General features: G+C 72.8%; 15 protein-coding genes and 1 rRNA gene. 7 read left to right on the forward strand and 9 right to left on the reverse strand.

Features of this window, described 5'->3' with window-relative positions; all coding sequences use genetic code 11:
- The first annotated feature begins 298 nt into the window (after nucleotides 1–298).
- Nucleotides 299–1,672, forward strand: a complete 1,374-nt coding sequence (locus ACFV18_RS20375; RefSeq protein WP_380485094.1) for a S8 family serine peptidase — start codon at nucleotides 299–301, stop codon at nucleotides 1,670–1,672.
- A gap of 73 nt (nucleotides 1,673–1,745) precedes the next feature.
- Here the strand turns inward: ACFV18_RS20375 and ACFV18_RS20380 are convergent, their stop codons facing one another.
- The 3 genes from ACFV18_RS20380 to ACFV18_RS20390 all read right to left on the reverse strand — a co-directional run bounded on the left by ACFV18_RS20380 (nucleotide 1,746) and on the right by ACFV18_RS20390 (nucleotide 4,143).
- Nucleotides 1,746–2,708 (reverse strand): electron transfer flavoprotein subunit alpha/FixB family protein, encoded by a 963-nt coding sequence (locus tag ACFV18_RS20380; protein WP_380485096.1) that lies wholly within the window; start codon nucleotides 2,706–2,708, stop codon nucleotides 1,746–1,748.
- 38 nt (nucleotides 2,709–2,746) lie between these two features.
- Entirely contained in the window at nucleotides 2,747–3,532 is a 786-nt protein-coding gene (locus ACFV18_RS20385; protein ID WP_380479187.1) for an electron transfer flavoprotein subunit beta/FixA family protein, read from the reverse strand.
- Nucleotides 3,533–3,816: 284 nt separating this feature from the next.
- Nucleotides 3,817–4,143, reverse strand: a complete 327-nt coding sequence (locus ACFV18_RS20390; protein WP_380485098.1) for a TlpA family protein disulfide reductase — start codon at nucleotides 4,141–4,143, stop codon at nucleotides 3,817–3,819.
- 505 nt (nucleotides 4,144–4,648) lie between these two features.
- Between ACFV18_RS20390 and ACFV18_RS20395 the strand changes: the two genes are divergently transcribed.
- The gene (locus ACFV18_RS20395; protein WP_380485100.1) at nucleotides 4,649–5,413 is read left to right on the forward strand and encodes a lysophospholipid acyltransferase family protein; all 765 of its coding nucleotides are present in this window, start codon (nucleotides 4,649–4,651) and stop codon (nucleotides 5,411–5,413) included.
- 93 nt (nucleotides 5,414–5,506) lie between these two features.
- Here ACFV18_RS20395 and ACFV18_RS20400 read toward each other — a convergent pair whose 3' ends face one another.
- Genes ACFV18_RS20400 through ACFV18_RS20410 form a run of 3 tightly spaced genes read right to left on the reverse strand, consistent with a single transcriptional unit; the run spans nucleotide 5,507 to nucleotide 6,985 of the window.
- The gene (locus tag ACFV18_RS20400; protein ID WP_380485101.1) at nucleotides 5,507–6,007 is read right to left on the reverse strand and encodes a DUF6624 domain-containing protein; all 501 of its coding nucleotides are present in this window, start codon (nucleotides 6,005–6,007) and stop codon (nucleotides 5,507–5,509) included.
- The gene (locus tag ACFV18_RS20405) at nucleotides 6,004–6,429 is read right to left on the reverse strand and encodes a MarR family winged helix-turn-helix transcriptional regulator (protein WP_380485103.1); all 426 of its coding nucleotides are present in this window, start codon (nucleotides 6,427–6,429) and stop codon (nucleotides 6,004–6,006) included. Before ACFV18_RS20405 ends, ACFV18_RS20400 begins: the two co-directional genes overlap by 4 nt.
- A 55-nt stretch (nucleotides 6,430–6,484) precedes the next feature.
- A complete protein-coding gene (locus ACFV18_RS20410) occupies nucleotides 6,485–6,985 on the reverse strand; it encodes a MarR family winged helix-turn-helix transcriptional regulator (protein ID WP_380485105.1) in 501 nt (166 codons plus the stop codon).
- A gap of 70 nt (nucleotides 6,986–7,055) precedes the next feature.
- Between ACFV18_RS20410 and ACFV18_RS20415 the strand changes: the two genes are divergently transcribed.
- From ACFV18_RS20415 to ACFV18_RS20430, 4 genes are all read left to right on the forward strand, one after another.
- Entirely contained in the window at nucleotides 7,056–7,607 is a 552-nt protein-coding gene (locus tag ACFV18_RS20415; RefSeq protein ID WP_380485107.1) for a carboxymuconolactone decarboxylase family protein, read from the forward strand.
- Between the two features lie 30 nt (nucleotides 7,608–7,637).
- Nucleotides 7,638–8,003: a hypothetical protein gene (locus tag ACFV18_RS20420; RefSeq protein ID WP_380485108.1), complete on the forward strand. Its 366-nt coding sequence runs from the start codon at nucleotides 7,638–7,640 to the stop codon at nucleotides 8,001–8,003.
- Between the two features lie 21 nt (nucleotides 8,004–8,024).
- Nucleotides 8,025–8,588 (forward strand): hypothetical protein, encoded by a 564-nt coding sequence (locus ACFV18_RS20425; RefSeq protein ID WP_380485110.1) that lies wholly within the window; start codon nucleotides 8,025–8,027, stop codon nucleotides 8,586–8,588.
- A 204-nt stretch (nucleotides 8,589–8,792) separates the two neighbouring features.
- Complete coding sequence (locus ACFV18_RS20430; protein ID WP_380485112.1) at nucleotides 8,793–9,164, forward strand: hypothetical protein; 372 nt, start codon at nucleotides 8,793–8,795, stop codon at nucleotides 9,162–9,164.
- Nucleotides 9,165–9,489: 325 nt separating this feature from the next.
- Here the strand turns inward: ACFV18_RS20430 and ACFV18_RS20435 are convergent, their stop codons facing one another.
- Nucleotides 9,490–10,098, reverse strand: a complete 609-nt coding sequence (locus ACFV18_RS20435; RefSeq protein WP_380485114.1) for a hypothetical protein — start codon at nucleotides 10,096–10,098, stop codon at nucleotides 9,490–9,492.
- 71 nt (nucleotides 10,099–10,169) lie between these two features.
- The gene (locus ACFV18_RS20440; protein WP_380485115.1) at nucleotides 10,170–10,559 is read right to left on the reverse strand and encodes a VOC family protein; all 390 of its coding nucleotides are present in this window, start codon (nucleotides 10,557–10,559) and stop codon (nucleotides 10,170–10,172) included.
- 208 nt (nucleotides 10,560–10,767) lie between these two features.
- Between ACFV18_RS20440 and ACFV18_RS20445 the strand changes: the two genes are divergently transcribed.
- On the forward strand, nucleotides 10,768–11,496 hold the full coding sequence (locus tag ACFV18_RS20445) for a class I SAM-dependent methyltransferase (RefSeq protein WP_380485117.1): 729 nt from the start codon (nucleotides 10,768–10,770) through the stop codon (nucleotides 11,494–11,496).
- Between the two features lie 172 nt (nucleotides 11,497–11,668).
- On the opposite strand, the gene rrf is transcribed toward ACFV18_RS20445, so the two are convergent.
- A 5S ribosomal RNA gene (gene rrf, locus ACFV18_RS20450) occupies nucleotides 11,669–11,759 on the reverse strand; the annotation flags it as partial.

The following is an 11,759-nucleotide window of genomic DNA, read 5'->3' on the forward strand; positions in this document are numbered from 1 at the left end:
CATGCCGTCACCTCGTACCCGCCGTCCAGTCGCCTCAGCAGTCCCATGCCGCCCGACTCTACGAGCCGGACCCGCCGGAGTACACCTGCGGCGCCCTTCGTCTGGCGGCGCGTCACCGCCCGTGCTGAGCTGGGGCGTTACCGGATCCCTCCCTTTCCTTTACCGATTCCGGTGGCCGACCGGAACCATCCCCACCGCCCGTCTCGGACTATGGCCCGGCCCCGCCGGTCCCGGTGGGATAGGGGTCCGCCCCGACCGGTCCGGCCGGGCACCGTCTCCTCGAGGAGTCCCCTTGGGCATGCACCCCGCTACCGCGGGTCCCCGACGCTCCACCGCGCTGCGGGCCGCCGCGCTGCTCGCTGTCGGGGCCACCGCCCTGACCGGCGCCACCGCGACCGCCCGGACGGCGGCCGACCTGCACCTGCCGGCCGCCTTCCAGCTGCGCCCCGCCTCGGCCGGGCACATCGACGCGCTCGGCCGGGTCGCGCCGATATCGACCTCGGACTGCGTCTCGCAGATCGGCATCCACTGCTACTCGCCGCTGCAGTACCGCCAGGCCTACAACCTGAACCCGCTGTACCAGCAGGGCATCACGGGCAAGGGCCGCACCATCGTGATCGTCGACTCCTTCGGTTCGCCGACCATCCAGCACGACCTGGAGGTGTTCGACAAGCAGTGGGGCATCCCGGACACCCAGGTCGAGGTGGTCAAGTGGGGCGACGTCCCGGTGTTCGACCCGAGCAACCCGGACCACACCGGCTGGGCCGGTGAGACCACCCTGGACGTGGAGTACGCGCACGCCGTCGCCCCGGACGCGCACATCGTGCTGGTGGAGACCGGCGTCGCGGAGACCGAGGGCGTCACCGGTCTGCCGGAGATGATGGACGCCGAGAAGGCGTTGATGCAGCACCGCGACGTGGACGTGATCTCGCAGAGCTTCGGCGCCACCGAGAACACCTTCCCGGGCTTCGACAAGGGCGACTTCAAGTCCATCGAGAGCCTGCGGTACGCCTTCAGGTTCGCCGCCGCCAAGGATGTCACGGTGCTCGCCGCGTCCGGCGACAACGGCGCCACCGACGCGATGGAGAACGGCACCGACCTGTACCCGTACCGGGTCAACTCCTGGCCGTCGGCGGACCCGCTGGTCACCTCGATCGGCGGCACCCAGCTGACCCTGGACAACAACGGCAACCGCACCGCCCCGGACAAGGTCTGGCACGACGACTACGGCGCGGCGGGCGGCGGCGTCTCCGGCGTCTTCGACCGCCCCTGGTACCAGGCGGGCGTGGCGAACGTGACCGGCAACCACCGCGGCACCCCGGACATCTCGATGAGCGCGGCCGTGGACGGCGCCGCCTGGACGTACGAGTCCTACGACCCGACCCGGGTCGGCTGGCACCTGACCGGCGGCACCAGTGAGGCCACCCCGATCTTCTCGGGAATCGTGGCGCTCGCGAACCAGCTCGCCGGGCACCGCCTCGGCCAGCTCAACCCGCGCCTGTACGCGATGGCCGCGCTGCCCCCGCAGTGGAGCGGCATCACGGACGTCACCGAGAGCGACAACTCCTGGAACGGCGTGACCGGGTACAAGGCCGTCAAGGGCTACGACCTGGCGTCCGGCCTCGGCACCATCGACGCCAACCGCTTCGTGCGCACCCTCGCGGGACGCTGATCGCCACGGCGCGAAAAGGGCGCGGCCCCCGGGACAACTCCCGGGGGCCGCGCCGCAGTTCAGCCTCGACAGGTCAGCCCTTGCGGGCCTTGACCTCGTCGGTGAGCTGGGGGAGGACGGTGAAGAGGTCGCCGACGACGCCGTAGTCGACGAGTTCGAAGATCGGGGCCTCGGGGTCCTTGTTGACCGCGACGATGGTCTTCGAGGTCTGCATGCCCGCGCGGTGCTGGATCGCGCCGGAGATGCCCGCCGCGATGTACAGCTGCGGGGAGACCTGCTTGCCGGTCTGGCCGACCTGGTTGGTGTGCGGGTACCAGCCCGCGTCGACCGCGGCGCGGGAGGCGCCGACGGCCGCGCCGAGCGCGTCCGCGAGCTCCTCGACGACACCGAAGCCCTCGGCCGCGCCGACACCGCGGCCGCCGGAGACCACGATCGCGGCCTCGGTCAGCTCCGGGCGCCCGGTGGACACCCGCGGGGTGCGGGAGGTCACCGTCGCCGCGTTCCCGCCGAACTCCACGCTCACGCTCTCCACGGTGCCGGCGGCCGGCGCGGCCTCGGGGGCCGTGCTGTTCGGCTTCACCGTGATCACCGGCGCACCCGTCGTGACAGTCGACTTCACCTGGAACGACGCGGCGAACACCGACTGCGTCGCCACCGGACCGCCCGCACCGGCCTCCAGGTCCACCGCGTCGGTGATGATGCCCGAACCCAGGCGCAGCGCGGTGCGGGCGGCGATCTCCTTGCCCTCGCCGCTGGAGGTGACCAGCACGGCGGCGGCGCCGGAGGCCTTGGCGATCTGGGTGAGGGCGTCGACCTTGGGGACGACGAGCTGGGTGGTGAAGGCCTCGCCGTCGGCGACGTACACCTTCTGCGCGCCGAACTCGGCGGCCTTCGCGGCGATCGCGGCGGCACCGTCACCGGCGCCCAGGACGACGGCGGCGGGGGTGCCCAGCCGGCGGGCGAGGGTCAGCAGCTCCAGGGCGGGCTTGCGCACCGCGCCCTCGGCGTGGTCGACCAGGACCAGGATCTCACTCATGACTACTCCACAACCCTTCGATGATTCCCGGCGGCCCGTCAGATGAACTTCTGCTCGGCGAGGTAGGAGGCCAGCGCCTTGCCGCCCTCACCGTCGTCGGTCACGATCACGCCCTTGCTGCGCGCGGGGCGGGCGGTGATGTCGGCGACCTTCGTCCACGCGCCGGCCAGGCCCACCGTGTCGGCGTCGATGCCCAGGTCGTCCAGGTCGAGGGAGGTGACCGGCTTCTTCTTCGCGGCCATGATGCCCTTGAACGAGGGGTAGCGGGCCTCGCCGGACTGGTCGGTCACCGAGACCACCGCCGGCAGCGCGGCCTGAACCGTCTCGGTCGCGGCGTCGCCGTCGCGGCGGCCGGTCACCACGCCGCCGGAGACCGAGACCTCGGACAGCAGGGTGGCCTGCGGAACACCGAGGCGCTCGGCGAGGAGGGCGGGCAGCACGCCCATCGTGCCGTCGGTGGAGGCCATGCCGCACACCACCAGGTCGTAGCCGGTCTTCTCCAGCGCCGCCGCGAGGATCGCGGACGTACCCATCACATCGGTGCCGTGGATGTCGTCGTCATTGACGTGCACGGCCTTGTCCGCGCCCATCGACAGCGCCTTGCGCAGCGCGTCCTTCGCGTCGTCCGGGCCCACCGTCAGCACCGTCACCTCGGCACCGTCGTTCGCCTCCGCGATCCGCAGCGCCTGCTCGACGCCGTACTCGTCCAGCTCCGACAGGAGGCCGTCCACGCCCTCCCGATCGGTGGTCGCATCGTCCGCGAAGCGACGATCACCGGTCGCGTCGGGCACGTACTTCACACAGACAACGATCCTCAAGCTCACGGCCTGCTCTCCTGTTACTGGTCCGATCCGGCGGCTGCGGCTGCATCCGTGCATGTCGAGCGGTCTCGGCACACGCGCGGGGCCCGCGGTCCGGGCGGCGCGCGCCGGTGCCCCTCCGGAACTCCCCGGCAGCATACTCATGAGTAGCCCAACCGTCACTACTCGCCAGTAGCTTACGCTGCCGCAGGTCCGGCGGGCACCCCTGCCACCGCCTTGGCCCATCCTGCCGCAGGGCGGCCCGGCTGCCACCTGACCTGGCACCAGATCGCCTGTGAGATTGAACGCTAGACGGCCTCACCGAGTGCCGCGATCACGTCCACCCGGCGCGGCTGGCCTGCCGCCCGGCGCACCACCCGGCCCTCCGCGTCCAGCACCAGCACGGTCGGGGTGCGCAGGATCTCCAGCCGGCGCACCAGCTCCAGCTGCGACTCGGCGTCCACCTCCACGTGCGCCACCCCCTCGACCATCCCCGCCACCTCGGCGAGCGTGCGGCGGGTGGCCCGGCAGGGCTGACAGAAAGAAGTGGAGAACTGCACCAGCGTCGCCCGCTCGCCCAGCGCGGCACCGAGCTCCGCCCCGGTCAACCGCACCGCACCGCCCTCGCCGCGCATCCGCCGCCTCCCGTCCCGCACCTCGCCGACCGCTGCCCGCGCCCGCGGGCACCGACCGGTCCGATCACCGCTCCAGTGTGACAAACGCCGCCCGGGGCCCGGACAGTCCGCCCAGGTCACCGCCCTCGTCCCGGCCTCGTCCCGGCGTCGGGCACGCTCCGTGCGGGGGTTCGACGTCCACCTGCCGCTCCACCCCGGCGCGCACGCCGGTCCGGGGTCGCCCGGCTGCCCCGGTTCGCCCGGATTTGCCTGCCGGGCACGGGCCGCCGCCCGACCGCCACCACCCCGAACTCCGGCTCCCGACTGGGCGTTCCACCCCGGCCGCACCGTGCCCGCACCCGCAGGTCCGGGCCATGCGGTGCGCGGGCGTGACAGACCGTGCCCGTTCGGGGGATCATCGGGGAGAAACACCCGTGGCCGCCGCGGCGTGCCGCGACCCGTCGGCCCTGCCACGCCCCGGGATCCACCGCACCGGGCAACAGGCCCCGGGGAAGTAGGACTGACCGTGGCAGAGTTCGTGTACCCGCCGGTGATCCGCGCCGCGCTCACCGCATTCAAGGCGCTGGACCTGCGGATCAACATCGTCGGCGCCGAGCACGTACCCGCCACCGGCGGCGCCGTCCTGGTCAGCAACCACATCAGCTACCTGGACTTCATCTTCGCCGGCTTCGGCGCCTACCGGGTGGCCCGGCGCAAGACCCGATTCATGGCCAAGGACGACGTGTTCCGGCACAAGATCTCCGGCCCGCTGATGCGCGGCATGAAGCACATCCCCGTGGACCGCACCGACGGTCAGCCGGCGTACGAGGCCGCGGTCAAGGCGCTGCGCGAGGGCGAGGTGGTCGGCGTCTTCCCCGAGGCCACCATCAGCCGCTCGTTCATGCTGAAGAAGTTCAAGACCGGCGCCGCCCGGATGGCCGCCGACTCCGGCACCCCCCTGCTGCCCGTCATCCTCTGGGGCACCCAGCAGCTGTGGACCAAGGGCCGCCCGAAGACCCTGACCAAGCGCCACGTCCCCGTCACCATCATGATCGGCGAGCCGATCCACCTCACCGAGGCCGACCGGCCCGTCATGGTCACCCGGCGTCTGCGCGCCGCCATGTCGGAGATGCTCGACCGCGCCCAGCGCGACTACCCGGTCAAGCCCACCGGCCCCGACGACGCGTGGTGGATGCCCGCCCACCTCGGCGGCACCGCCCCCACCCCCGAGCAGGCCGAGGCCGAGGACGAGGCGGAGGCCGAACGCCGCGCCGCCCGCACCGCCCGCTGACCCGTCCCGCCCCACCGCCCGCTGCCCGCTGCCCGGTCCAACGGGCGATCGGGCGGCGTGGGCGGTGGGGCGTTGGGCGTTGGGGCTCACCGCTCAGGCGAACTGCGCGACGTACTCGTCGAACGGCGGGATGCCGACCTCGGCCCGCCGCTCGTCCAGCCGCGCCGGGTCCTCGCACGGCCACGGCACCGGCGCCCCGTCGCGCACCCCGGCGATCTGGGTGCCGTAGACCTGCTCCCGCCCCTCGTTCACCAGCACCCGGTCCCGCAGGAACGCCAACTCCCGCACCTCCGCCGCACCTTCGGCCACCGCCTGCTCCATCAGCAGCAACGCCCGCCGCTGCACGTCCAGTTGCCGGTCGGCGTGCTGGGCGATCAGCCATGCGGCCTGCGCCGCCTCCGCGCCGACCTCCGCCGCGACCGGCCAGCCGTGCGCGTCCAGCAGCTCGGCCAGCCGGTCCGCGTGCCGCGCGGTCGAGCGCCGCCACGCCAACCGCTCGGCCGGGTCCGCACTGTTCGCCAGCGGTGCGGCCGCCCGGTCGGCGGCCCCCATCACGGTCAACTCGGCTGCCAGCGCGGCCACTTCGGGGGTCATTCCACTCTCCCTCGCTCCCCGGCGCCCTCGGTGGCGCCGACCACCACCATTCTGGGCGGGCGGATCGGCCCGAAGATCATTCCGAAGACCGGCGACAGGCCGCCCCTCCCACTGGAACACTGGAGGTGTTCCCGCAGGCCGCAACGTGCCCCTGCGGCGCTGCTCGCCGAGCTGCCGCCCACCGCCCGCAGATCTGCTCTGTTCGAACACCTCCGCCGGGCCAGCATGTCCAGCCCGCGCGGGGTCAGCCGCACCACCTTGCGCCGCGCGTCGCCCGGATCCTCCGCCCGCTCCGCACAGTCGAGCGCCTCCAGCCGGTCCACCGTCTTCCCGGCGGCCTGCTTCGACACCCCCAGCCGACGCCCGACCTCGCTCGCCGTCGCCCCCTCCAACCCGATCGCCTGCAACGCGAAACCGTGCACGGGCCGCACCGCACTCCCGCCGCGCCCCGTCAGCCGCGCCTCCCGCGACGCCCCGTCAGCCGCCGAACCAGCCCGCCGCGTCCAGCCGGAAGCCGGACGGGCCGGCCAACCGGGCCAGGCCGTCCTCCAGTTCGCGCAGCCGCTGCTCGCCGAGCGCCGCCGCCCAGCGCCCGCGGATCTGCTCGAACACCTCCGCCGACCGGGCCAGCATGTCCAGCCCGCGCGGGGTCAGCCGCACCACCTTGCGCCGCGCGTCGCCCGGATCCTCCGCCCGCTCCGCATAGCCGAGCACCTCCAGCCGGTCCACCGTCTTCCCGGCGGCCTGCTTCGACACCCCCAGCCGACGCCCGACCTCGCTCGCCGACGCCCCCTCCAACCCGATCGCCTGCAACGCGAAACCGTGCACGGGCCGCGCCTCGGGGTGGCCCTGGCGGGCGAGTTCGGCGTGCAACTCGTCGATGATCGTGCGGAATCCGGCGAACAGCAGCAGCGGAAGCTCGAAGCCGTTGCGCTGATCGACAACCTGGTTTACGTTTTGGTCAACCACGTTGTCCATTCTAGGACGCGCAGCCGAGGCACGCCCCCGGCCACCCCGGCACGCCTCCCGCCGCCCGAAAGGGACCGCCATGCCCAGCACCGCCCAGCACTTCCCCGACCTCACCCCCGAGACCGCCCCGCCGGCCGCCCGCCGCCCCCTGGAACAGATCACCCGCAAGCTCGGGTACCTCCCCAGCGCCGCCGCCCGCCTCGCCCACTCCCCCCAACTCCTCGACGGCTTCCTCAAGTTGACCGCGCTCTTCGACGCCACCGAGCTCGATCCGCTGGTCCGCGAAACCGTCGTCCTGACCATCGCCACCCGCAACGGCTGCCACCTCTGCGTCGCCATGCACACCGCCAAGCTCACCCACCTCGACGCCGACCCCGCCCTGATCGCCGCCCTCCGCGCCCAGCAGCCCCTCCCGGACCCCCGCCTGGAAGCCGTCCGACGCTTCGTGCACTCCGCCCTCGACCACACCGGCGCCGTCCCCGAACCCGAGCTCGCCGCCTTCCTCGCCCACGGCTTCACCCGGCGCAACGCCCTGGAGATCGTCCTCGGCATCGGCGCCTACACGCTCTCCACCTTCGCCAACCGCCTCACCGACGCCCCCATCGACCCCCAACTCGCCGCCCACGCCTGACCGCTCCACCTCAGCCGGTACGCTCCCCCGGTGACCGACCGCGGCCTCACCCTCCCCGCACTACGGCACCAACTGGTGACCGCGGTCCTCACCCTGGCCGCCCCCGGCCTCCAGGACGCCGACTTCGACCCCGCCCCGCACCTGGCCGCCCTCCTCACCGACGCCTGCGACGCCACCGCCCCCGTCCCCTGGCTCGGCCACACCCTGCGCACCTCCGAAGAAGCCGCCCTCACCGCCGACCTCGGCACCGCCCTCCGCCACCACCTCGCCGCGCTCCCGCCCGACCCCACCCCCACCGACCACCTCCGGTCCCCCACCTGGCTTCCCATCACCACCACCGCCGCCCACCTCGCCCGCCTCCTCGTCCACAACGACCACGCCGCCACCACCCCTTGACGGCGCGCTACCGTCAGCCGGATGAACAACGACATCGACACCTGGAACCGCTTCGCCGCCCTCCTCCCCGAGCCGGACGCCGAAGACGTCGCCGACTGCTGGCAGATCGGAGAACAGGAAGCCGGCCTCCGCGTCCTCGTCTCCGGCCTCCTCACCCACCAGGTGCCGATCAGTGAAACCGTCCGGGCCCAGCTCTCCGTCCTCGCCGAAATCTGGGGCGAACGCGAGGCCCTCAGCCCCGACCTCCTTCGCTGCCCCGGAGACGGCCGCCCCGCCCCGGTCGCCCTGACCGACCCGCCCTACGAACCCGGCGACGACAACCCCGCCAAACCCGTCCTGGTGCCCTGGATCACCTGCACCGCCTGCGGCCAACTCCTCCTGCGCGCCCACCTCCTGGACGGAGGGCGACACCTCTCCCACCTCGCCGAGTACTACGCGATCGCCTCCCCCGACCGGGCCACCGTCCTGCACACCTTCCCGGCCTACACCGACGCCCCTTTCGACCCCGACGACCCCACCGACCCCGCCGGCACCGCCTTCGCCGCCCTCCTGAACGGGTGCGCGGAACCGCCGAACGGCCACTGACCCCCCGGCCGGACTCCCCCGCCACACCCGTCACTTGGCCCGCGAGTTCACCGACGCCGACGGCCGCCCCTGATTGCCGGACGCCGACCGCACCGGGCCAACTCCGCCCGCCCATCGGCCCACTGGCTGGACACCCCTGGCCGTCAACGCCGTGACGGTACATCATCACTTTCATCGGACCCCACGACCCGAAAGGTGATCGACATGCCCCTGACGTTCCGAAAGCCCCGCCTCAAGGCCGGCCTCCTCGCCCTCACGACCGCGGCAGCCCTGAGCGCCGCCGCCACGCCCAGCGCCCACGCGGCGGGCAACTGCACCCACTACGGGCAGCCGGGGTACGGGCAGGTCTTCACCGACTACAACTACTCGGGCGACTGCTGGGAGTTCCAGATCGGCACCTGGACGGTCTTCCCCGTCCTGGTCAACCACAAGGTCTCCTCGCTCAGGAGCTGGGCCTCCTACTCCGGCCAGCAGGTGAACCTGTCGGGCGACGGCATGACCTTCACCGCAGGCGCGGGCGAGTGGTGGCCGAAGCTGCCCGACTGGTTCAACGACCACGCCAATGCCGCCTACTGACGGTTCGAACGTCCGGGGCAGATGACCGGCCGGCCCATCTGCCCCACCCCTCCTGGACGAGCACGCACTCACGCCGAAAAACCCACCGGCCCCGCCCGTCCCGCCCCGCCCCGCCACCATCGCCCCATGCCCCGCACGCACACGTCTCGGCCCCGGCCCGCGACGTCCATCGGCACCGCAGAGGCTCCGACCCCCAGCCGGCCACCCCCGCCGCCCTTCGCGGGAGCCTCCCCGACCGTTACGTCGGCCACGAGTTCACCGACACCACCGGCCGCGGCGTCCCACTCTTCCGCGCCTACCACTGCTGGCCCGGCCCGCCCGCCCCTCAGAACTCCAGCACCACCCCGACCGCCCCGGCCCCCAATCGCTCGGCGGCCCGCAGCACCCGCACCGGCCCGGCGAACAGCTCCGCGACCGTCCCGCCGCCGTCCTCGTTCCCCATCACCGACAGCCACGCGTCGGCCCGCCCGGCATCCGCTCCCGCCAACAGCCGCTCCACCACCGGCCGTTGCTCCCGCACCCCGGCCGCGTCGAGCGCGAACTCCCCACCCCAGCCCGGCATCCGCTCCACCCCCTCCGGCCCCAGCGCGAACGCCAACGCGTCGAACGGGTACGCCCTCGCCGCGCCGATCGAGCAGCGCTCCTCCTCCGTGCATCCCTCCAGGAGACCCAGCAGCGTCCACCGCAGCTCGTCCGCGCCCTCCGCGCTCCCGCCCCGCCAGCCGTCGAACACCCCCGCCAGCGTCAGCGCATCGTCCCCACGCCACGCCCCGCCGCCCCGCAGCCTCCGCAACCACTCAGTTCGCGCCGCGAGCCGTTCCCGCCACCACACCAGCTCCCCGGCCGCCGTCTCCGGCCGCCGCGCCCAGTGGTCGACCCGCGCCGCCACCTCGTCAGGAACCACCCCGAGCACCCAGTACCCGTGAAAGCCCATGCCCACCACCCTCCCTGACACACCAAAGGGGCCCCGGCCACCACGGCCAGGACCCCTCCCGCCCCTTCCATTCAGCGCCCCGGGCCCTCGCCCTCACCCGGCAGCGCCTCGGGCAGCACGAACTGCGGGTTCTCGATCAGGCCGACCACCGCCCCACTCGGCTCGACCACCGACACCACCCTGATCCCCCCGCCGACCTCCTGCACCGCATCCCGCACCGTCGCCCCCGCGGCCACCACCGACTTCAGCGCCACCTCGACGTCCCTGACCCCCCAGTACGTCACCGGACCGGCCGCCGGATCACCGTTCGGGTCGAGCGCCAACTCGTAGCCCCCGACGTTGAAGCCGACGTAGAACGGCTGGTCGAAGTACGGCTCGATGCCCAGCACCGAGGTCCACCACGCCTTCGCGGCAGCGAGATCCGGCGCGGGGTAGATCACCGTCCGAAGACCAAGGAACATGTCAACACCCTTTCCCAGCATCACAGTTCTTCCGTGCGCGAGCCTACGACCCCGGTCCGACAACCCGCCCCACCACGCCGCCGGCCCAGCTGGGGCACCACTCCCACCGCCGGCCCCGCCAACTCCCCCGGCCGCCCCCGCCACCGGTGCGTGCCTGGGCTGCCGCCTCGCCCGCACTGACGACCCGGATCTGGCTACGCTCACCAGCATGTCCACCTCCGCGCTGTCCTTTGGTGCCGCTGCCCGCCTGTACGACTCGATCCGGCCCACCTACCCGGTGCGGGCGGCCGCCTGGGCCATCGGCTCCGAGCCGCTGCGCGTCCTGGATCTGGGGGCGGGCACCGGGCTACTGACCGGTGTGTTGCGCGCCGTCGGCCACGAGGTGATCGCAGTCGAACCCGACGAGCAGATGCGCGCCGTGGCCGCCGAACGCCACCCGGGCACGCCGGTCCTGGCCGGCAGCGCCGAGAACATCCCGTTGCCGGACGAATCCGTCGACGCCGTCGTAGTCGGGCAGGCATACCACTGGTTCACTCCGCAGGACGCCCTGCCGCAGATCCACCGGGTGCTGCGCAAGGACGGCGTCTTCGCTGCGATGTGGAACATTCGCGACGATCGGACCCCGTGGGTGGCCGCGCTTTCCGCCATCGTCGGCAACGAGGGATACGGCCTGGAAAACGCCTGGCAGTACGGCCCGGTGACGCCCTGGTTCACCGAACCCGAACGCGGCTTCATCGAACACACCGTGACCGTCCCAACGAACCGGCTGATCGACCTGGTGCGGTCCCGCTCCTCCTACCTGACCGCCGACGCCGCCGAGCAGGCCCGCTTGGACCGGAAGATCGGCGAGTTGGCCGCGACCGACCCGGCCCTGGCCGACCGCGACAGCGTTGACATGCCCTACCGGACCTGCGTCTACCGGATGCGGCGGGTCTGAGACCACCGACGCCGTCACCGACGTCGAAGCCCTGGTCCCGACCGCCAAAATCAGCCGCCCGCCCGGTAACCCCGCCCCGAACCCATTTCGCCCCCGGCAGCTCGGACCAAAATTCCCCGGAAACGCGAAGAAGCCCCCTGACTTCCCGTCAGGGGGCTTCTCCAGAAGAATTGTTCGGCGGCGTCCTACTCTCCCACAGGGTCCCCCCTGCAGTACCATCGGCGCTGTGAGGCTTAGCTTCCGGGTTCGGAATGTAACCGGGC

The organism is Kitasatospora sp. NPDC059673 (assembly GCF_042734215.1).
GTDB lineage: Bacteria > Actinomycetota > Actinomycetes > Streptomycetales > Streptomycetaceae > Kitasatospora.

Bases quoted from the DNA above. Each gene is read 5' to 3' on its own strand.
- ACFV18_RS20375 (WP_380485094.1), top strand. From the start codon at position 299: ATGCACCCCGCTACCGCGGGTCCCCGACGCTCCACCGCGCTGCGGGCC.
- ACFV18_RS20380 (WP_380485096.1), bottom strand. From the start codon at position 2,708: ATGAGTGAGATCCTGGTCCTGGTCGACCACGCCGAGGGCGCGGTGCGC.
- ACFV18_RS20390 (WP_380485098.1), bottom strand. From the start codon at position 4,143: ATGCGCGGCGAGGGCGGTGCGGTGCGGTTGACCGGGGCGGAGCTCGGT.
- ACFV18_RS20400 (WP_380485101.1), bottom strand. From the start codon at position 6,007: ATGACCCCCGAAGTGGCCGCGCTGGCAGCCGAGTTGACCGTGATGGGG.
- ACFV18_RS20410 (WP_380485105.1), bottom strand. From the start codon at position 6,985: ATGGACAACGTGGTTGACCAAAACGTAAACCAGGTTGTCGATCAGCGC.
- ACFV18_RS20415 (WP_380485107.1), top strand. From the start codon at position 7,056: ATGCCCAGCACCGCCCAGCACTTCCCCGACCTCACCCCCGAGACCGCC.
- ACFV18_RS20425 (WP_380485110.1), top strand. From the start codon at position 8,025: ATGAACAACGACATCGACACCTGGAACCGCTTCGCCGCCCTCCTCCCC.
- ACFV18_RS20430 (WP_380485112.1), top strand. From the start codon at position 8,793: ATGCCCCTGACGTTCCGAAAGCCCCGCCTCAAGGCCGGCCTCCTCGCC.
- ACFV18_RS20435 (WP_380485114.1), bottom strand. From the start codon at position 10,098: ATGGGCTTTCACGGGTACTGGGTGCTCGGGGTGGTTCCTGACGAGGTG.
- ACFV18_RS20440 (WP_380485115.1), bottom strand. From the start codon at position 10,559: ATGTTCCTTGGTCTTCGGACGGTGATCTACCCCGCGCCGGATCTCGCT.
- ACFV18_RS20445 (WP_380485117.1), top strand. From the start codon at position 10,768: ATGTCCACCTCCGCGCTGTCCTTTGGTGCCGCTGCCCGCCTGTACGAC.